This is a genomic window from Ignavibacteriota bacterium, assembly GCA_019637995.1.
Taxonomy (GTDB): domain Bacteria; phylum Bacteroidota; class Ignavibacteria; order Kapaibacteriales; family UBA2268; genus JANJTB01.
The window spans coordinates 335022-357538 of sequence record JAHBUQ010000001.1 but is presented as its reverse complement, the minus strand read 5'-3'; the positions used below and the strand labels follow the sequence as shown (position 1 = coordinate 357538).

The window sequence follows — 22517 nt, the reverse complement described above, 5'->3', positions numbered from 1 at the left end:
TAATTGACAAAAACTATGAAATTAAATATACTACTGATTGGCTCAGGCGGTCGTGAGCATTCACTCGCAATTAGTTTAGCAAAATCAAAATCATGCGGTAAATTATATGCTGCTCCGGGAAATCCCGGAATTTTTGAAAAAGCGGAAAAAGCAGATATTGTAACAAACAATCATCAGCATGTTGTAAATTTTTGTAAGGACAAAGAAATTTCGCTTGTTGTGATTGGTCCCGAGCAGCCACTGGCTGAAGGACTAAGCGATGTGTTAACAGGAGTTGGAATCGCAGTATTCGGACCCTCAAAATATGCTGCCGGGCTTGAATCATCAAAAGATTTTTCTAAAAGATTGATGCAAACACACTCGATTCCAACAGCATTTTACAAATCTTTTGTTGCAAGTGAAATGTTTGAAGCCCATAAATTTATTGATACTATGCCACTTCCTCTGGTGCTGAAAGCTGATGGGCTTGCCGCCGGAAAAGGTGTTGTTATAGCCCAAAGCTATGATGATGCTCATAATGCAATTGACAGTATGTTCGCAGGTGAGTTCGGAGCTGCAGGCAATTGTGTTATAATTGAAGAATTTATGCAAGGTGAAGAAGCATCTGTATTTGTTGTAACAGATGGCACTGATTACTTAATTCTTCCACCATCGCAAGACCACAAAAGAATCGGAAACGGTGATACCGGAAAAAATACAGGCGGTATGGGAGCTTATGCACCTGCTGTGATAGCTAATAGTGAAGTACTCGAAAAAGTGAAAGTTCGTATCATTGAGCCGATACTTAAAGCTCTTCGTGATTCCGGAAATCCCTATCGAGGATGCCTTTATGTCGGACTTATGATAAATAATTCTGAGCCGAAAGTTGTCGAGTTTAATGCAAGATTCGGCGACCCTGAAACTCAGGTAGTTTTGCCACTTATAAAAGGTGATTTAGCAAAATTGTTTTATACTGCTGCAATTGGAATAATTGAAAAAGATTCTGTGGAAATTATTGGCAATAAATCTGCTGTTTGTATTGTTCTTGCATCAGATGGCTATCCGGATTCATACAATAAAGGCTACGAAATTGCACTTCCAAAAATTGAGGACGATTATTCATTCATCATCCATGCAGGAACTGCTATAAAAGACGGAAAACTTGTTAGTTCCGGTGGCAGAGTTTTGGGAGTTGTAGCTACTGGTGATTCGCTGAATCAAGCTGTTAAGACTGCATATATTTTAGCAGATGAAATCAAGTTTGACAATAAATATTATAGAAATGATATTGCTCAGAAAGGCTTTAAATCATAATTTATGGTCTTTTGAAATCAATTTTTAACTAAAATATCGCTTTAAAAAGTTAATTTTTTCAATTTTTCTGTAACTTTTTGGATTCTTATTTGTCATAGAATAGAATCTGAGAAATTTTTGAGTAATTGGAGAATATAAGCTACAATGGGACGTTTATATTATTTATTAATATTATTATTATTGCTAATTTCAACATCAGCTAATTCATTTGATTTAACTTATCCAAAGGATGAACAATTCTTTTGCAGCAATACCCCTGTAATTATTAAATGGTCAGAATTTATTAATAAGCCAGTTATATTTGTAAAATCAACAGATGATACAACTTATAATAATATTAAAAATTATCAAATTGCAGATAATACATTTCTCTGGTATGTTAACGACCTCGAACTATTCAACAAGGAACTTACTTTCAAAATATTTGATTATGATTATCCTGATGATTTTCGCCTATCAAAAAGTATAACTGTATATCAAAGTCCTGAAATAATTAGTCAATCAAAGTCAATTCAATCCTGCGAAGGTCAGGATATTCTCCTTGATATTGAAGCAGAGGGCTATCAAATTAATTTTCAGTGGTTCAAAGATGGTGAAATTATTAATGGTGCAACATCCAATAATTTAAAAATACCAAATGCCGAATATAGAAATTCGGGTGTTTATACTTGCGAGATTTCCTCCGCCAGTAATTGTAGCAAGAAAGTATCAGAGCCAATTAGTGTTTACATCGCTTCAGAAACAAAATTTTTGACAAGACCCGAATTTTTCAAATGGGAATATCGCCAATCAGCAAGTCTTATAGCAGAAATTCATGCAAACAATGAAATTGACAGAAACAATGTTAGCTTTCAGTGGTATAAGGACTCAACAATTTCAATTTTTGATACAATATATTACGTATTTCGATATTATGACATTAGAATTCCACTTATGGATAATAAGAAATACTCAGGAACACATTCACAGGATTTAGTCATTAATAATTTAGTTTGGGGCGACAGAGGTTACTACACTTGTATAGCAAGTGGATTATGCGGAGTTGATTCTGTAAAAGGGTTTATAGGTGACCATAATTATTTTGATGTTGAAAAAGAATCACCCGATTTTTTTGATTGCGAAGGAATAGATGTTACTTTCAAAGCATCTTTACTAACTTCGATTGATGGAGATTTCTCTTTTCAATGGTTTAAAACAGGACATAAATTACTTGTTGATGATGAAAAATTCTCCGGCACAAGAACGCTGGAATTGTCTATAAAAAATCCGGACAAGGATGATGCTTCAGGTTATTACGTGTTAGTAACATACCTTAAAGAATCTTTAACAAAAAGGTCGGATGTATTTCTTTACGACCCCGAGTATAAGCCGATTATAAGCAATCAGCAAAAATATTGGATAATCAAGGCTCCTCGGGACTACTACATAAACCAAATTTTTCTAAGAGTTAGCTTGTATAACCAAAATCCGGCTTATTTTGAATGGTTCAAAGGAGAAAAATTTCTTGGTGGTGGTATGGCTGACGATTATCGTGTTAATAAGCCAACAAAAGATGATGTTGGTTGGTATAAATGCAAGATTACTAATGAATGTGGCTCTGTTTGGAGTGATTCTGTTTATGTAGCATGGGGATTCGATGAAGCCAGACAAGGTGCATGTATCAACAGTCAACTTACTGTCGAAGCAGACAATTTAGGTGATGGCTATGAGTATGAGTGGGTTTTTAAGAAAAATGTTGTCAGAGACAATCATAAAATAATCAATTCAAGCACTAATAAACTGACATTTACAAGACTTGAGCAGAGTGACGGTGGTTCTTATTATTTATATGCAGTCAACAAGCAAACCGGGAATAAAATTTTACTTGGAGAAGTAATTGTCGAACCACATTTACCTCCCGAAGTCGCAAGAGATTTACCTGAAACGTTGGAAGCCATTGAAGGTAGAATGCCAATAACAGCATTTGTTGTATTGTCAAAAGGTGAAGGTGTGCATCATACATTATTTATTGATGGCGAAGAATTCTATGAGGAAATATTTAGACCCAGAGATTCTTATGGAAATACTGATTTCGGATTTGTACTTGGAGGTAATAAATCAAATCTCAAACCCGGGGTTTATCAATATCGCATAAGGAATGAATGTGGTGTTACATGGTCAAACAAAATGACTGTAATAAACGAAAGTTACAAACCAGGTGGTATTATTTTACCCGAAGATGATTTGACAAGCAGTATTTTTGATAATGAAAACAGCTTTAATATTTATCCCAATCCAGCAAGCGATTATATTATAATAAACTTCTGCAACAAAGGAATTAAGCCCTTTGAAGCAGCAGATAAATTGCAGATATTTGATTTCTTGGGTTTAGAAGTCGTTCATTTATCATTGATTGAAGGCAAAAATCGAATCAACATTTCCCATCTGCAGGCAGGTGTATATTTTATAAGGATGGGTGATATGGTGAAGAAAATTGTTAAGATGTGAGCTTTTGTATTTGGGTAATTTTATTTATATACGAAATGAAAAATAGTTTTTTTAAAATTTATGTTTAGTAAATATTTATTTTTGAAATGAATATTACAAAATGACTTTTCAATTGTCAAATTGATGATATATTGAAATATCGAAAAAATGATTTGGAGCAATTATGAAAATAATCATTTACATATTTATATTTTTAATATTAGTAAATAAGGCATTTTCTGAAGGAATAAATATTTATTACCCTGCTGATATACAGGAATTATGCAGGACAACGCCTATTGTAATCAAGTGGGAAGGTTCGACAGCAGATGTGATTGTAGAAATAAAAAATGAAAATGATACAAAATACAATTTTGTATTAAACTATCAGATTAATAATAATACCTTCGTCTGGACTGTAAATGATGCAGAATACCTCAATACAACGCTTTCAGTAAAAGTCAGTGATAAAAATAATCCTGAAATATATGATGAATTCCATGGTATAACAATTTTTAGTGAAACAGAAATTCTACATCAGACACAATCAGTTCAGGTATGCTCAGGTGATGATATCTACTTACAGGTTGATGCACTTGGATATAATTTATCATATCAATGGTATAGAGACAATAATCCTGTTGACGGAGCTGTTAGCAGCGTATTGAGATATTCAAATGCCGATTACTCCATGTCAGGCACGTATGTATGCAAAATAAAATCAAATAGTCCTTGCGATATAGCACAAAGCAAACCAATCAGTGTTTATGTTGCAACTCCTACAGAATTTACTACAAGACCGGAAGAGGTTTTCTGGGAATACAATAAATCCGCAACAATGACTGCCTTACTTCATGGCAATAATGAACCCGAAATAAATAATGTTAAATTCAGATGGTTTAAAGATACAATAATTTATACTTTCAAACCACCAAAAACCTTTATTCCTGATACGATTAGGCTTGAATTGAAAGAGGGCAAGAAGTATATAGGTACAAAATCTCAGGATTTGGAAATTACAAAACTTGTGTGGAGTGACCGAACTACATATTATTGTGTTGCCGATGGATTATGCGGCTCTGATACTGTTAGCTGCGAAATTGGTGATGAATCCCGATTTGAGATTATTAAAGTGTCGCCGGATTTTTATGGCTGTGAAGGTCAGGATGTCACCTTTAAAGCAACGGTTGTAACCGAAGTCGAAGGTACATTTACATATCAATGGTATAAATCCGGTTTTAAAAAACTTATTGAAAGTGAAAAATTTATCGGAACACAAACAAGAGAGTTAACAATAAAAAATACTGACTATGATGAAGATTTCAATATATATTATGTGCTTGTAACATGGGTAGAAAAAAAAGTTTCTAAAAGAAGTGAGCATTTTGTTCTTGAACTCAATATGTTGCCCAAAATTTACGAACAACCAAGAAATACCTTCATTAAAGACAGAACAAACAAGTTTTTCGGACAAACATACATTGATGTTATCGTAAAAAACGATGTAGGTTGTATGTACACATGGTATAGAAACGGTAAACAGGCAAGAAAGACTTGCCATAGATCAGACTACTGGCTTGGAATTGACAGTTGTCCGCCCTACCCTTCATTATATCCTCCTCCACCAAGAGCATCTGTACCTGAAGATGTGGGCTGGTACAGATGTAAAATTGAAAATGAGTGCGGTGTAACCTGGACAGATTCTGTTTATGTTGCTTGGGATTATAATGAATTATACAGTTGCATTGGTAAGGATATAGCTATCGAAGTAAAAGATTTAGGTGAGAATTATTCTTATATTTGGGAATTTGACGGCAAAGAACTACAAGAAACAGACAGAATAAAAAATGTTGAATCCAGTAAATTAATTATCCGGAATTTGAAAATCGAAGACCATGGTAATTATCTTGTTTGGACTGTTGATAAAAATTCAAATACTAAAACATTGTATTCGAAAGTATTTGTTGAAGTAATAACTGCTCCTTTTATACAAAAAGATTTTCCAAATGAACTTACCAATGATGGAGATTATATTAAGCAAATTTTTGCATCCGTCATTTCAAACGGTCCTTTTCTGGATTATGAAGTATATTTGGATAAAGTAAAAATTCACGAGGGTACAAAATTTAGGAATAACCTTTATAACAATGATTATGGTTTTTTATTCGGAGGTAAGGAAAATAATGTTAAACCGGGTGTCTATCAGTATTTATTCCGAAATGACTGTGGTGAAGTCTGGTCAAATAAAATGAAAGTTACAAATACAGCATATAAGCCTGAAGGAATTATATTACCGGATAATGATTTAGTAAGCAGTATTTTTGATAAAGAAAACAGCATAACTATTTACCCCAATCCAGCAAGCGATTATATTATAATAAACTTCTATAACAAAGGGCTTAAGCCCAATGAAGCAGCAGATAAAGTCCAGATATTTGATTTCTTGGGTTTGGAAGTAGTTCAAATATCACTGATTGCAGGCAATAATAGAATCAACATTTCCCAACTGCCAACAGGTGTGTATTTTTTAAGGATAGGTCATAAAGTAGAAAAATTTGTCAAAATGTAAATGTTTCATATCACTCCATAACAAACCATAGCAATGAAGAAAGACTTTATGTGTTATCACAATATCAACTTAATATGCCCCCCAAATTCCAATAATATTTGAAAAAATTGAATTTATTTTCAAATATTTTAATTAAAAATCGTTTTTTTGGTTTGATTTTTGATATATTTGAAATAATTTATAAGTAAATTTTATAATTCTATGCCAATAAATTTATCATTAGATGTTCTTGAGCCTGGATTAATACTTGCTGAACCTGTTGTAAATACAATGGGTCAGACTCTTATTAATAGTGGTGTAGAAATTACATCCCGGCATATTGGAATATTAAAAACATGGAACATTCAATTCGTCAGAGTACTCTCGGATGATGGTGATGAGGCAACAGAGTTGAGTGAAGATCAGATAATTTTAGCGCGAGCTGAACTTGCTAAAATACTTACATGGAAGCCTCGAAACGACGCTGAAAAGGACCTTTTTGAATTAGGGGTAATTAGCCTTGCACATCAATTTGACAGGAGTGACAATGATTGATAAAGTTAATTACTACTTATATAAATCTAATCAGTTTCCGACATTACCGACAATTTATACGTCGTTGATGACTGTAATATCTAATCCAAGGTCATCTATTCAGGATTTAGCTGATGTAATAATGAAAGACCAGGCTTCAGTAATCAAACTTTTAAAAGTAGTAAATTCTCCCCTTTTTGGAATAAAAAGTCAAATCACGACAGTCAATCAGGCAATTTTATATCTTGGATTTAATGAAGTAAAAAATATTCTGCTTGCACTTTCAGTAATGGATGTTTTCGATAAAATCAATAATGCAGACAAGTTTAATGTTATTGACTTGTGGAAGCATTCAATTGGTGTTGCTGTAACATCAAGAATTTTAGCAAATTCATTAGGTATCAAGGATGTAGAGAATTATTTTATAGCAGGTATAATCCATGATATCGGAAAGCTTTTTTATATTCATTTTTTTCCAAATGAATATTCCGAAATAATTGAACTTGCATCAAATGCGAAAATTTCTATTAGTAAATTTGAATTAAACAAATTTGGGATGACCCATGAACAAGTTGGTGCTGAACTCGCCAGAAAATGGAATTTGCCAACTGCATTGATTAACACAATCGAGTATCATGAGCGTGGCAAATACAGCAATCGTACTGATTCGTTGTTGGCTTGCGTACATCTTGCAAATATTATTGCCTGTTTGATGAAATTAGGAAATACCGGTGATAATTATATTCCTGAACCTGCATTTGAAATTTGGAATATTTTAAATTTTTCTGCAGGTACCTTAAAAAGTAAGTATGAAGAAATTAATGTTGCATTTAATATGGCTAACAGTATATTACAATTAAAGGTTTAAATGTCAAAAGAACTAATACATATAGATGAACAATTTAGCTTGATTATGAATGAATCATCAAGTCTTCTTGGTATCATAAGCAACAAAACATATTCGGGCAATATTATTAAAGAATCAACAAAATACCTCTGCAAGTTTCCAAATGTAGAATCAGTTGCTTTTTTAAAAATGAACCATGATAATTTTGAATTCAATTTAAATTTCAACTATCCTAAAGAAAGCAATAAATTATATCGCGAAAGCCTCCAATTTTGCCTGGACAGCGGCTCTGTAGGGCTTGCTGTCCAAACAGGCAGGTACTCATTATGCGAGATGAAAGAATTTAAAGTTTGGAATTTGTTTTTACCTCTTATTAGTACACAAAAGGTAGTAGGTGTTTTTATATTGACTTCAAAATCAGATTTCAATGTTATTACATTAAACTATATAAATTTACTGAATATGTTCTGCAACAGTCTTGCTAATATATTGGAAAATAAAGAATTATACCTCAAACAAAAACAGACAAAAGAATTATTAGACCAGCTAATAGCTTCAAGAACAATGGAGTTAGTTGAAAACAATAAAGCACTTGGAGACAAAATCGAGTCTCTTAAGTCCAATTTAAGTATGTCTATACCACATGAAGTCCGCACTCCAATTAATGAAATTCTTGGTATGACGAACTATCTGAATAGTTTTATAACACAGTCTAATGGAATAAAAGATACCGACAGAAACGATGTACTTGAAATCATTGCTGACATTAATACATCTGCAAACAGACTTAGAAATTTATTCGAGAATTTTATTTATCATACACGTTTGTCAATTATTTCAACATCACTCAAGGAAATCGAAAAACTTCAAACCCAAATTTCACCTTATTGCGACTCCATTATTTTTGAGCAAACTCAGATAAAGGCAATGGCGTATGAAAGAGTAGATGACATATCAATCAATCTGGTATCTGCAACAATTTTAATGGGCGAAGAATATTTAGCTAAATTAGTAGATGAACTTGTTGACAACGCTTTGAAATACTCGGAGAAAGGTACTAAAATAGATATTTATTCATCAATTGAAGGCGAGTTTTACAAATTGACTATTCATGATTTGGGTGCCGGAATTCCTGATGAGTTTCTGAACCAAATTGACGCTTATGTACAATTTGAAAGAAATAAACACGAACAACAGGGACTGGGACTGGGGCTTGCAATAGCTTACAAAATTGTTGATTTGCACAATGGTAAAATCCTGATAGAGAGCGAATTAAACAAATTTACAAAAGTGATTGTAAAAGTTCGAACCACAAATTCTTTCATACTTGATTGATAGCCCATTTGTAATGAATTGTAAAATTTCAATTAATCAAGTTAACATTTTTTTTTCTCACACGTCTAATGTATATTGAACTACAAAACTTTAGGATTTTAGTATGAATTATAAATTTTTTAGCATTACAATTATATTTCTTTCTTTCATTTTTATAGCCGCTTCTGCTCAGGATAGCTCTAAATCTAAATCCCCACTGGACAGAAAAGCCAAAATGGATAAAATGAGAGAGCAAAAAATGGAAAGAATGAAGGATTTAAAAAAAGGTAGAAATGCTACCGGCTCCTTAGATAATGCACTGGCTAATCCTGCCGGTGTCAAAAATTTAATTGTCAGAGGGGAATCATTAACAAGTCTTACACCAAGAATTAAAGAGCTAATTGATCTTGAAAGATTGGATTTGAGCAATAATCAGCTTACGGATTTACCCAAAGAGCTTGCCCAATTAACTAATCTTAGAGAGCTTAAGTTGAATGACAACAAATTTGCTAATATACCTGCTGTAGTTTTTCAATTGCAGAATTTGGAAGTACTTGAATTCACCAATAATGAAATTTCGAACATCCCTGCAGATATAAATAAGTTAGTTCGACTCAGAAAATTTGCAGTCAACGGAAATAAAATAAATTCAATGCAGGGTGAATTTTCCCCTATGGAATCTCTTCGGGAAATGGATTTATCAGGAAATTCTCTAAGCTCAATACCTGAGTGCATCTTTTCAGCAAGATATTTGACTATATTTAACTTATCAAATAATTCAATAAACACTATCAACTCTAAAATAATCAATTTAAAATCACTTGCTAATCTAAATTTAGAGGCTAATAACTTAAGTTCTGTTCCTAAAGAATTTGGTGAATTACCATCTTTAAGACACTTAAACCTTAGAAAAAATAGCCTCAACAGTCTTGAAGATGATTTTGCAAATATGCCAAAATTATCACATCTTGATATCAGCGAAAATAGTTTAACAAATTTTCCGGCTCATATATCCAAGTTACCATCCTTAAGAAGCTTGACTATAAGTTCGACCGGCTTAAAAGAATTACCTGATGTCATAACTACAATAGAAAATTTACAGGAACTTAATATTGACGGAAATCAAATTTCTGCTCTCCCTAAAAGTTTTGAAAAATTAGCTTCATTAAAAATACTATCTGCTAAAAGCAATCAATTCAAAGAATTGCCTGATGTTCTAACTCAGATGACAAGCATTGTTCAGATTGATTTTTCAGATAATAAAATTACAAGTATTGGTGCTTCTATCAGTAAGTTGGAAAAATTACAGACTCTTAATCTAAATCAAAATGAGATTACAGTACTACCAAGTGAAATATCCGGCATGAAGGATTTAAGAAATTTATCACTTGCAGATAACAAAATCAAAAATGTTCCCCAAGGACTTGATAATTTGCAACAACTGAGAGTTATTACCTTAAAGGGCAATCCTGTAACTGATGAAACTAAAGAATCAGTCAAGAAAATGCTCCCAAAAGCAAGAATTATTTTCTAATAAAACATATCTAACAGATTTTTAGGAACGCTCCCAAATATATTCGGGAGCGTTTTTTTTATATGTTTGAAACCTTTTTAAGTTATTCTCGTAATAAAAATTGTTATAATATTCTCATAATATGAAACGTCAATATCAATGAAAACTGAAAAAACTATAATAGTTTTATGGGTATATATGAATTTAAGAGAAGAAACAAAGAAAAGAATATTAAAGGTCGCTGAAGCAGCTTTTTTGCAGAATGGTTACAAGAACCTACGTATTGACGATATAGCTGCTGAACTTAGTATAAGCAAACGAACTTTCTATGAATTATTTCGTTCAAAACATGAACTTGTTTATGAAATAATTGATAGTGCTCTGAATAATTTTCGACTGAAGATTCAGGAAGTAATAGGAAGAATGACAGACGGTGATAATTTTAGATTTATAGATGAGTTGAAAAATCTTTGGCAAATTATAATAGAGCATACTTCTTATTTTAGTGGTGAAGTTATTAATGATTTGAAATTACATCTACCCGGATACTGGGAGAAATGCGAAAGGTTTGATGCTGAGCGAGTTGATGATTTTCGCAGAGTATATCAAGCCGGTATAAAGCAAGGTTATATTAAGCCAAACATTAGTGAAGAAGTTTTTTACATAATTCATTTTCACGCATTAAGAAATTTGCTTAAACCGGAGATTCTGACAAATATTCCATTATCTGTAAATGATATTTTGTCTAACTTCTATGAAATTCTTCTGACCGGTGCTTTAACTCAGCAGGCACGGGATGAGTATATTTCGAAATTAAGAAATTAACTATAATAAATAAATTTACGAGTAAAACAAAACATGATTCAAAATATTTTTGATAAATTCAAAATCATAATTCTGGTTATTTCAGTTTTGATTTTGAATAACTTTGATGCAGAATCTCAGGTCAAAATATTGACATTGGATGATGCTATAAAGACAGCACTTCAGAATAATTCTGATACAAGAATTGCACTCCTTGAAGTAAAGAAAGCCCAATCTGCAGTGAATGAAGCATTCGGCTATGCCTTACCTTCAGTTGATTTTTCAGCAAGTTACACTCACTTACTTGAGAAACCGAGAATGCCATTTCCGGATTTTGAAGCATTGCTTAATAACTCAACATATTCAGTTCTTGAAGCAGAAAACCTTATTCCAAAAGACCCAAATCATTTTCTTCCAATGAGAAATGTACTTCAGGCATTTGCACTTTCTAACAATTACGAAGCAAAACTTGAAGTTACTCAGATTTTATTCAATTCCGCAGTATTTACAGGAATTGGAGCATCAGGCAAGTATTTGCAGACATCTCAGGAAATGCTGAACAGCAAAGTTTCTAAGACAGTCCTTCAAGTTAAGCAAGCATTTTACGGAATAGTACTTGCAAAAGAAGTTGTTGATTTAATGAATGTCAGTCTTGACAATTTCCAAAAGCACTATAAAAATGTGAAAGCAATGTACGACCAAGGTATAGCAGCTGAATACAACGTTCTTCAGGCGGAAGTACAGGTCGAAAATTTTAAACCTTCTTTACTTGAGGCTGAAAATGCTTTAAAAAATTCCAAGGAAGGACTTAAGCTGATTCTGAAACTTGATAAAGATACTGAAATTGATGTTGATGGTAGTTTGGTGTACAATGAAATTGCAGTTGCTCAGGCAAACGATTTAATCAAAATTGCAAATGAACGTAATAATGATATTCGTACACTTGAATCAAAAATCGAAGTTGACGAAGCTTTCATTGATCTCGACAGGTCTGACTGGTGGCCCTCGCTTGCTGCTTTTGGTAATTACTCGTTAAATGGCATGGCTGATGATTTTAATTTTTTGAATTATCGCCAATCAATGGTAGGCGTCGCCTTGCAAATGAATCTTTTCAACGGTAACAGAACAAAAAACAAGGTTCAGCAAGCTACAATTGAACGTATCAAAACTGAGGAACAGTTATCCCAACTTCGTGATTTTGTAACTTTACAAATTAAAACTAAATTAAACGAATTGGACAGAGTTAAGCAAAACCTGATCTCTGCTGACCGCAATGTCGAACTTGCTGAAAAAACGGCGAAAATTGCCTCAATTGGTTATACAAACGGTACCAGAACTCAGCTCGAAGTCTTAACAGCTGAAACTCAACTCAGACAAGCAAAGACAAACCGCTTGCAGTCGGTTTATGCTTATATCGTTACACTGAATGAAATTGATGACCTGATTGGTAATATTAAAGATGATTACATCCAAATGGTGATGAGAAATGAAATTAACAAATAATATATATAAATGGAGCATTTCAATGAATTATTTTAAATTCCTTAGAAGTGGAATCTTCCTTTTACTTCTTGGAACTATTAGTTTTACATTTACTTCATGTATGAAGGAAAAGGTCGAACCACCGAAAAGTATGGAACAAATTAAATCGGAAGAAGGTATTCCTGTAACGGTTATAGAAGTGAAGACCAGTGGTTTTTCAAAAGAACTGTCATACTTTGCACAATTAGTACCGATTAAAGAAACTGTTGAAATATCAAAAGTTTCGGACAAAATTATTAAGTTGAATGTATCAGTTGGTGACTACGTCAAAGAAGGACAAATTGTAATGGAATTCCCTTCAAATAATCCTGCTTTGCAATATGATCAAGCTAAAGCCGCACTTGATAATGCTGAAATCACAGTAAAAAGGATGAAGGAGTTACTTGATGCCGGAGAAATATCCCAGCAAATGTACGACAATACGAATACTCAGTATATAGTTTCTAAAAGAAATTTCGAACAGCTTAATCAGGTAATCAATGTCAAAGCTCCTGCTTCAGGTATGATTATTAATTTACCTTACCGAGCAGGTGATGTCCCTGAATTAGGAAAAGTACTTTTTTCAGTTGCCAATACCGGAAAAATGATAGCAAAACTGAATGTATCAGACAAAGAAATAGGTTTTATTAAAAAAGGCATGGAAGCAGATGTTAGATGGAATGGCAGTATTTTCAAAGGAAGAGTTTCGATGATTGGACTTGAAATGTCTCCAATGACACGCTCTTTTCCTGTTGAAATTGAGTTAAATAATCCAAAAAATGAGCTAAAAAGCGGACTGAGTGTTGATGTTAGAATCAAAATTTCTGATGAATCAGAGATTATAGCAATTGATAGAAAATATATTATTGATGATAATGATAAAAAGTTTGTGTTTGTCTCCGATAATGGAAAATCTGTAAAAAAAGAAGTTACAACAGGAAAAGAAAGCGGAGTAATGGTTGAAATTACAGGGGGTCTGAATGTTGGAGAAAGTCTGATTTCATGCTGCACTACATTCCTCGAAGATGGCACAAAGATTAAAGTAGAATCCAAAGGAAGTAAATAAATGATACTTGCAAAAATATCTATAGAAAGACCTATTATGACTACAATGGTTATTCTGGTCTTCTTGATATTCGGATATATTTCCTTCACAAGTTTGAATATGAATCAGGTGCCGGAAGTTAATATTCCTTTTGTGACGATTCAGACTGTCTACCCTGGTGCCGGTCCTAAGGAAATTGAAACACAGATAAGCAAGAAGATTGAAGATGCAGTAGCCACTGTCAGCCAGATTAAAAGACTCGAATCATACTCACTTGACGGCGTTTCACTTGTGATGATTGAATTCGATTTAAAGAAAAATATTGATATTGCTAATCAGGAAGTTAAAGATAAAGTCGAAGAGATCATCAATTATTTACCTAATGATGCTGACAGACCTATTATTCAGAAAGTTGACCTTCAATCTTTTCCGATTATAGATATAGTTTTTTCGGGAAATTTAAGTCCGAAAGAGCTCTATGACGTTGCCAACCGTACTCTAAAAGACAGATTTTCTCAAATTGCCGGTGTAGCAAGAGTAAATCTTATCGGTGGTGAGGAGCGGGAAATAAAAATAACTTTTGATGACAGAACAGTGTTCGAAAATATTATCTCGCTACCTCAAATGCTTGGAATTTTGGGTGCTCAGAATTTTGACATTCCGGGCGGATATTTCAATATTGAAGGAACTGAATATACCGTCCGTATGAAAGGTGAATTTCAGGACCTTGATGAAATTGGTGAGATGGAAGTGCCAACAGCATTCGGAAAGAAAAAATTAAACCAGATTGCTTCTATTGATGACGCTTCGAAGACTGTCCGCCAGCGAGCTGTTTATTTTGATAACAAAACCAAACTTCGTGATGAGAATGTAGTTAGACTGAGTATTATCAAAGCATCTGACGGTAATGCAATCAATATTTCAAATGATTTGAAAAAAATCATGCCTGAGCTGAAAGAAATTATTCCTAATGGTACTAAACTTACTATCGTTAATGATGACTCAAGCTTTACTAAATCGAATGTTGATGACACAATGGGCAATATTTATTTGGGTATATTGTTTACATCAATAATTTTGCTTTTATTTCTTCATGATTTAAGGTCAACTTTGATTGTTGCTCTTTCAATGCCAACTTCAATAATTTCAACATTCCTGCTTGTAAAAGCATCAGGATTCTCTCTAAATATGATGTCGCTTATGGGAATATCAGTTTCTGTGGGTGTTTTGGTATCGAATTCAATCGTTGTAATTGAAAATATTTTCAGATACAAAGATTTAGGTAAATCTAGGAAAGAAGCGGCGTATTTAGGAACTAAAGAAGTTGTTGTAGCAGTGTTTGCTGCGACACTTACAAATGTTGTAGTTTTTGTTCCCCTTGCAAATATCAGTTCTATGGTTGGAGAATTCCTCAAAGAACTTGCTCTGACAGCTACTTATGCTACAATATTTTCACTTCTGATGTCATTCACACTTACTCCGATGCTGGCTTCTCTGCTTATACCTGAGAAACCAAAAATTGGCAGATTATCGAAAATATTAATGAGATTTGAAAATTTACAAAAAAGTCTTTACGAAAAAGTATTAAGATTTTTCTTGAAAAATAAATACATACCGATATTTTCACTTGTAGGTGTAGCTGTAATTTTTTATGTTGTGGTTATTGCTGTCTATGGACCAAATCTTGCAGTAGAGTTTATGCCGCAAGGTGATAACGGAAAAATTCGTATTCAGGTGAAATTGCCTGAAGGCGATGACCTGACATCAACTACTCAGCTTATGCGTCAAATTGAACAAAGAGTTAGCAAATATGATGATGTTGAAAATATTCTAACTAATATTGGCAAGTCAACGGATTTAGATATTGGAGCGAATTTATCACTGATGGAAGTTTACTTAAATGAAGCTAAATACCGTGAAACTTCTGTTCAGGATTATGTAACTATGTTCATCAGAGACCTCGCTGACATTCCTAATGCTGACATTAAAGTTGGTGTTGCAGAGAATATGGCTGGTCCGGGCGCACCTATTGAATTCTTCCTGCTTGGTCAGGATTTGAATAAATTAGAATCCATAAAAGATGAAATTATGGATAAAATCAAGAATGTTGAAGGGCTTGTTAATCTTGACAATTCATCAAGTGCCGGTAAACCTGAAATTACGATTACGCCAAAACGTGAAAAAATGGCTGAAGTTGGAATTACTGTCAATGAAATTGCCCTTACACTTCGCGCTGCAATTGAGGGCATTGTTTCAACTCAATTTAAAGAACTTGGTGAAGAATATGATATTTCAGTTACTTTAAACGAAGAATCAACAAATACACCCGAAAAGATTGCTAATATTCCAATAGCCACCCCAATGGGTAGCTTCAGATTGTCACAGCTTTGCGAAGTCGAATTTACCAAAGGGTTTACAATGGTATTGAGAAGAGATAAGTATATCGCAATTAAGTTCACTGCTGATGCTGCACCCGGAGTTCCGACAGGAAATATTATCAATGAAATCACCAAAATTATAGATGGTGAAAATGTCGGAGGGGAAATGCAAGGTGGAATTGATATGCCTGTTGGCTATCGTATTAAATGGGCTGGTACATCAGAAATGCAGATGGAAATGGCTATGGACTTAGGATTTGCATTTATGCTTGCATTTTTGCTGACATATATGCTACTTGCAGCTATGCTGGAGAGCTTCTGGCAACCTGTACTCATTCTGATAACTTTACCACTCGCATTAATTGGTGTTATTCTTCTGATGTATTATACTGATACTAACTTTGGTCTTACTGCAATGATGGGAATGATTATGCTTCTTGGTATTGTGGTTAATAATGCGATTCTCCTGCTGGATTATACTAATCAGCTTGTGCGGGATGAAAAACTTTCTGCTAAGGATGCCCTCATCAAAGCCGGACCAACAAAAATAAAGCCGATTCTTATGTCAACTACTGCGATTATTCTCGGTATGTTACCAATGGCACTCGGTATGGGTGAAACAGGCTCTGAGATGAGAATACCACTCGGTATTGTTTCTATTGGCGGATTGCTTATGTCAACAGTGCTGACCTTAATAATTGTACCGTCTGCTTATTACGTCAATGATGGTGTTTTTAGGTTCTTTGGTAGATTATTCAGAAGAAAACCTAAATCCGTATAAGTTTTTAGTTGTTAATTTTTTAAGGGATTTTGCTGATTTAGTAAAATCCCTTTTTTGTTGTCATTATTTACTCTTTTACATTAAAATTTCAAATTTATTTGTTGTTTAAATTGATTACATTGACTCCACATACGAGTTATAGTCAATTCTCTTGGTTAATCCGCTATAAGGTTAAATTCACCATAAACTACTACTTTCAGTGCAAAATCTATGTCATTGCTGTCAATTGCGGATTTAATAATTCTTTCGCAATCCTCAAGGTTTATTTGCCTGTTAGATTTCACAGTTTCGCGAAATTCTGCCTGCTGAATATTCATTTCATCAGTATCAACCATTCTGTTGCAGTAATCCTCAATTTCTTCCATTCTTGGCAATCTGTCAGTGTGTGCAAGAACTGCAATATCATTTGCTGATAATATTCTTGAATTCCGGATATATTCCGGCAGTCCATTGTATCCTATTGCATTATCATGCGATGGTTTGGGCAGTTCATACATTGAATTTTTATCGGCAATGGTGTACCAATTCCCGCCGTTTCGAGCAGTGTGCCGGATTTTGAACGGGTCTATCTTGTCTTCAGTGATAATACTTTCATCTACATGAAACAGCAATACTTCACAAATTGCAAGATTGCCTGAGCCATGTTTACCGCCAAGTTCAACCATTTGCAATAATTTACATTCCATAGCAAAAGGAGATTCTTTCACTCTGAATGGTTTTACAATTTGAGATTCGACCGGAGTAAAGCCAGCCATAAAAAACTCATCCACTTCAGGCGGGAATTCACTTGATGCAAGGTTCATCTGCTGGACAATGTCCATAGTTACGGAATGTATTACACACTCACCTGTTTCAATGAGATTATTATAAGTATCCTTGAGCGTGTTATCTCTCCCGCGCCTTGAAGGAGAAAATGCCACCACCGGTGGATTTGAACCAAAAGCACCAAAAAATGAGAAAGGCGACAAATTCTTTATACCATCTTTGCTGATTGTAGAAACAAAAGCTATAGGACGCGGTGCAACACCACCGGTAAGCCATTTCTGGACTTCACTTTGCTTAATTTCATTAGGATTAATAGTTCTAAACATTAAAATGCCTTCTTTTTATCTAAAATTGAAACATTATTAGCGGATAAAACCATTCTGTTTTTCAGAGAGCCGAGCCGCTCAACTCTAAGCTCGATTTCATCTCCGTTATTCAGCCAAACTGGAGTAAAGTCCTCGCCACGTTCTTTTGCTTCTCTTGCCCAAGTGCCGTTAAGCTCTAAGTAGCAACCGGTGCCGACAGTTCCCGAGCCGATTACATCACCGATGTGCAATTCCACACCATAAGAAGCTCGCTCAATTATTTCAGCAAAAGTCCAGGTCATATCCTTTGTATTGCCAAGTGAAACCTGCTTACCATTATGGTACGCAGTCATTTCGAGGTCGTACAAGTTGCCGAATGGAGTCTCAATTTTGCGGTCTTCAAGTTCATCGGGAGTTATCATAAATGGTCCTAAAGTAGTAGCAAAATCCTTACCTTTTGCAGGACCGAGATTAAGAAGCATTTCTTCCATTTGCAGGCGGCGTGCCGATAAATCATTCATAATCGTAAATCCTGCAATATGTGAATCTGCATCCTGAGAGCTGATATTCTTACCACTCTTTCCAATTATGACAGCCCATTCAAGCTCAAAATCAAGTTTGTGAAGGTGGTCATTTTCAACAATTACATCACCCTCGCCAAAAACAGCATTATGATTTGTAAAATAAAATATAGGATAAGAGTCAAATTCCGGTATCATATCCACACCGCGGTTACGGCGGGCTGCTGCTACGTGCTGGCGAAAAGCATAGCCGTCACGCATAGACGGCGGATTAAGAACAGGTGAAGCAAGTTTGAGATATTTTTCCGGAGTAACATTTCCGGATTTTATAATTTTCTTCTCAACTTCGCGTGCAATTTCCATAAACTCCTCGCCACCTTTGAGAAATTCGAGCATTTCTGTTGGCAGTTTATGACCAATTGCAAAAGCTGATTTCTGCAAATCAAATACAGAGCCATCAAGCATAATTCCGAGTGAATGGCTAAGGTCTTTCTTCTGATAAGTAACTAATTTCATAATGATTTAATTTATTTTGTGATTAATAATTTCTTTTGGTTCAATGTAGTTATATATAAACGTATTAGAGGGGTAGGAATTGCTTTTTTGGTGAATTTTACATTTTTCAAAAAAATATTTAAAAATTAGCCCTTTTTTAAAAGAAATTTCAATTATTTTTGAGATTTTTTTCATTTTGATGTGTTATTGTAATTGTTGAGAGTTTTTACTGTTTATAAATTATTTTTGGAAAGTGAGATGAAAAGCGTAATTTTTCTTTTTTGTGTTATATCAACTATTCAGGTTGCTTTAGCTGATTGGCAAGATAAAATTGATTATATTGAAACTAAACTTAATTACACGGTTCAACAAATCAGAAAAGTTGACAATCAAAAATATCAATTTTTAACTTATGATAAAAAAACTTTTCGTATAATTGATTTTGATATCAATAGCGGGAAGGTAACTGATAGTATTACTTTCGACCATAATCTCAACCAAAATATTGTAGCTTCATATTTTGATGAAGAAAGAGTAGTTGTAATTAATAATTATGACAACAATAACCCGATAAAACTTTTAATTTATAGTATTAAAGAAAAGTTAATGACGGACAGTTTAAGTATTATGATGCCAATTGGAGTTAGGTATCTTATTCATACTTTTCACTTTAGTGAAATAGCTTATAATGAAAGAAACAAAACTGTTTATTTTACTTATGGCGCCTTTGCAATAGAAGATTTGGGTAAGATAGCACGGGATTATTGGTTCGGCAATTGGGGTTTTGTGGAATTGTCAAACAATAGAATTATCAAATCAGAAATTATGGACGATGCTTACACTGATTTGGTTCTTACAGATAATTTTATTTACTTTTACAACGATTTAACTGCTGATGTCGGCAAATATGAAATTATTGGGAATCAGTACAAAAAATATGACAATAAAAAACCAAGAAAATTGGAAGAATTTTCACATTACAGAAAAGGCGAATTAACAATTGTAAATTCTAATAAATTAGTTTACGGTATGCAAAGAACTTTTAAAGAAATAGATAATGAGCTAAAGGACATAAGAACTATTGGTATTCTAAATACTGATGTAATATCGTTACATAACTATAACTTCTCCGATAGAGCCGTAATTTTAGGTGATAATAAAACATTTTACTTTGCCAATCTGAATTCATTATCACTTATGGATTCTATACACTTTGATAAAAAATTTGTAATTTTGTCATCAAATTATCTGAACGATGGTAATGACATATTCATTAGTTGTTCTGATTCCACTTTGAAAATTATTAATGTAAGAGATAAATATAGAGTTGATTCCGATTTTATTGCAACAGATACTTTGATATATGTTAATCAGGAAATACAGTTTTTCAAAAAAGTTCCGGAGGACAAAGGTGAATATCTCTGGGATTTAGGTAATGGAATGACATCGAACGACAAGTCTCCAATTGTTTCTTATTCCAAACCGGGTTTTTATACTGTTAAACTGATATATCTATATGATAGTGAGAGATATGAAACCGAGAAGACTAAATATATACGTGTTGTGGAAGAGCACAAACCGAACTTTTCAAGTGATGTAACTCGTGGAGCCACCCCACTTACCGTAAAATTTAGTAATCTTACAAAGGGAGAGGAGTTAACTTACAAGTGGTTTTTTGGAGATGGTACTGTCAGTACAGAAAAAGATCCTGTCCATACTTATGATTCAGTTAGAGCTTATAATGTTAAGCTACAAACAAAGGATTTATTAACTACCAAAATTGAGACAAAATACTTTTATATTAATACTGATTCAATAGAAATTGAACCTGTTAATATCAAGAACTTAACAAAAATCCCCCTCTTGTGTTCAAGGGATATATATTCATCAAGACCACAAAAATCTTATGAATTCAGAAGCGGAGAAGACCATGTAATTCAACTTGTTTATTGCCAAATGTTTAGTGGGGGTACCACTTTTGCGGATAATCACGTGCAAAAGGTATTTTTAAAAGATAATAAAGTCGTTGATATTAAAAATTTTTATAACAATTGGATAGACCTTGATGGAATTTTGCCTCTTGGAAAATATCTATTTGCAAATAATTTTTATCCGGATTCCTGTCTTGACAATATGGGTATTTATAACCAAAGACTATTAATAACCCAATACGATAATAGATTTAACGGGCGTAATTCATATTATTATCCATTTTACGAAGGAAGTATTGTTAGTTCAAAATCACTTGGCAATACATTAAATTCTAAAAATCTGGTTATACATAACTTTAACTTAGAGCCGTTTGATACTAATAAGACAGTGATACAGGTATTCACTAAAAAAGACACGGTAGTTAATGGTGAATACGATATAAGCTTTACGATGATTGAAGATATTACATTTGACGGTAATTTATCTGTTTTTCAACAGCATAACCAAGAATTCTATTCTTCTGTTAAAACTTACTTCGGAATTGATAAAAATGATATTGATTTTTTACTAATGAATCAAAATGGTGAAATCCACAGAACAACAAAAAATCTATCAAAATTTAACTCTCTTTTTATTTTTGATTACAAGAAAATTAATGATGATATGTATGTAGCTGTAGGTATAACAGGTACTGACTTTGATAAAGGTGCTGCATATATTGCCAAATTTAATGGGAACGGGGAATTGGTTTTTGAGCAGGAAATTAGAGATATTAATTATTCATTTATAAAAATTCTGCCACTCAGCTCTTATGAATTCGCTGTATTGAATACCACAAATTCAAAGAACAAAGGATTTTACGTTTTCAATTCCAATATGCAAAGAATTAAAGATTACAGAATTTCCGATACAACCTTCGTTTTATCTGATATTCATAAAACAAGTGATAACAAAATCAAGTTATTGGGAAAAACAAATAAAAATTCAATATTGGACTATTTACTTATTGGTGTTCCAAATAGTTTATTTGCCTATTCTGAGTATGAAGCCGATAAATTGACTGTACTAATGGAGATGGATAACGACATACCTTTAAGCATTATTGAAAAGAATGAGAACAATAGAGTTCAGCATAATATCGTATTTAGTATTGCTCCTAATCCCGCTACAGATTTCATCACCATCCAATTCAGCAACAAAGGGCTTCAGCCCTTTGTAGAGAGTATGAAGGTGCTGATATTTGATATGCTTGGGCTGGAAGTAATGTCTGTAGGGACAGGGCTTGACCTGTCCACCCAAAGAATTGATGTTTCGCATTTGCCGGCTGGTGTGTATTTTATAAGGATTAATTGCAGCAATGGAGCTTGCTCCATTGTTGAAAAATTTGTAAAGATGTGAGTTAGTTATTGTGTTATAATGTTATTGTGCTGAATGTTAAAATGTGTTAGATGTCCT

14 protein-coding genes are annotated in these 22517 nt (G+C 33.5%); 12 read left to right on the top strand and 2 right to left on the bottom strand.

What is annotated here, in order from left to right; genetic code table 11:
- The first annotated feature begins 15 nt into the window (after positions 1–15).
- From purD to KF896_01325, 11 genes are all read left to right on the top strand, one after another.
- Positions 16–1293 carry a phosphoribosylamine--glycine ligase gene (purD, locus tag KF896_01375; protein ID MBX3042346.1) on the top strand — a complete coding sequence of 426 codons (1278 nt, stop codon included), beginning with the start codon at positions 16–18 and terminating at the stop codon, positions 1291–1293.
- A gap of 144 nt (positions 1294–1437) precedes the next feature.
- Entirely contained in the window at positions 1438–3780 is a 2343-nt protein-coding gene (locus KF896_01370) for an immunoglobulin domain-containing protein (GenBank protein MBX3042345.1), read from the top strand.
- A 163-nt stretch (positions 3781–3943) separates the two neighbouring features.
- Positions 3944–6328, top strand: coding sequence for a T9SS type A sorting domain-containing protein (locus KF896_01365; protein ID MBX3042344.1), 2385 nt, complete (start codon positions 3944–3946; stop codon positions 6326–6328).
- Between the two features lie 201 nt (positions 6329–6529).
- Positions 6530–6862, top strand: coding sequence for a hypothetical protein (locus tag KF896_01360; GenBank protein ID MBX3042343.1), 333 nt, complete (start codon positions 6530–6532; stop codon positions 6860–6862).
- Positions 6855–7709 (top strand): HDOD domain-containing protein, encoded by an 855-nt coding sequence (locus tag KF896_01355; GenBank protein ID MBX3042342.1) that lies wholly within the window; start codon positions 6855–6857, stop codon positions 7707–7709. Before KF896_01360 ends, KF896_01355 begins: the two co-directional genes overlap by 8 nt.
- On the top strand, positions 7710–9023 hold the full coding sequence (locus KF896_01350; protein MBX3042341.1) for a HAMP domain-containing histidine kinase: 1314 nt from the start codon (positions 7710–7712) through the stop codon (positions 9021–9023).
- A gap of 103 nt (positions 9024–9126) precedes the next feature.
- Positions 9127–10536, top strand: a complete 1410-nt coding sequence (locus tag KF896_01345; GenBank protein ID MBX3042340.1) for a leucine-rich repeat domain-containing protein — start codon at positions 9127–9129, stop codon at positions 10534–10536.
- A gap of 177 nt (positions 10537–10713) precedes the next feature.
- On the top strand, positions 10714–11340 hold the full coding sequence (locus KF896_01340; protein MBX3042339.1) for a TetR/AcrR family transcriptional regulator: 627 nt from the start codon (positions 10714–10716) through the stop codon (positions 11338–11340).
- A 33-nt stretch (positions 11341–11373) separates the two neighbouring features.
- Positions 11374–12822: a TolC family protein gene (locus KF896_01335; GenBank protein MBX3042338.1), complete on the top strand. Its 1449-nt coding sequence runs from the start codon at positions 11374–11376 to the stop codon at positions 12820–12822.
- A gap of 22 nt (positions 12823–12844) precedes the next feature.
- Positions 12845–13906, top strand: coding sequence for an efflux RND transporter periplasmic adaptor subunit (locus KF896_01330; protein MBX3042337.1), 1062 nt, complete (start codon positions 12845–12847; stop codon positions 13904–13906).
- Positions 13907–17044, top strand: coding sequence for an efflux RND transporter permease subunit (locus KF896_01325; protein ID MBX3042336.1), 3138 nt, complete (start codon positions 13907–13909; stop codon positions 17042–17044).
- Between the two features lie 155 nt (positions 17045–17199).
- Here the strand turns inward: KF896_01325 and KF896_01320 are convergent, their stop codons facing one another.
- Together KF896_01320 and KF896_01315 are read right to left on the bottom strand one after the other, a co-directional pair.
- Positions 17200–18135 (bottom strand): flavin reductase family protein, encoded by a 936-nt coding sequence (locus KF896_01320; GenBank protein ID MBX3042335.1) that lies wholly within the window; start codon positions 18133–18135, stop codon positions 17200–17202.
- Complete coding sequence (locus tag KF896_01315; GenBank protein MBX3042334.1) at positions 18135–19151, bottom strand: fumarylacetoacetate hydrolase family protein; 1017 nt, start codon at positions 19149–19151, stop codon at positions 18135–18137. Before KF896_01315 ends, KF896_01320 begins: the two co-directional genes overlap by 1 nt.
- Before the next feature lie 237 nt (positions 19152–19388).
- On the opposite strand from KF896_01315, the gene KF896_01310 reads away from it, so the two are divergent.
- Entirely contained in the window at positions 19389–22460 is a 3072-nt protein-coding gene (locus tag KF896_01310; protein MBX3042333.1) for a PKD domain-containing protein, read from the top strand.
- Positions 22461–22517: the final 57 nt, after the last annotated feature.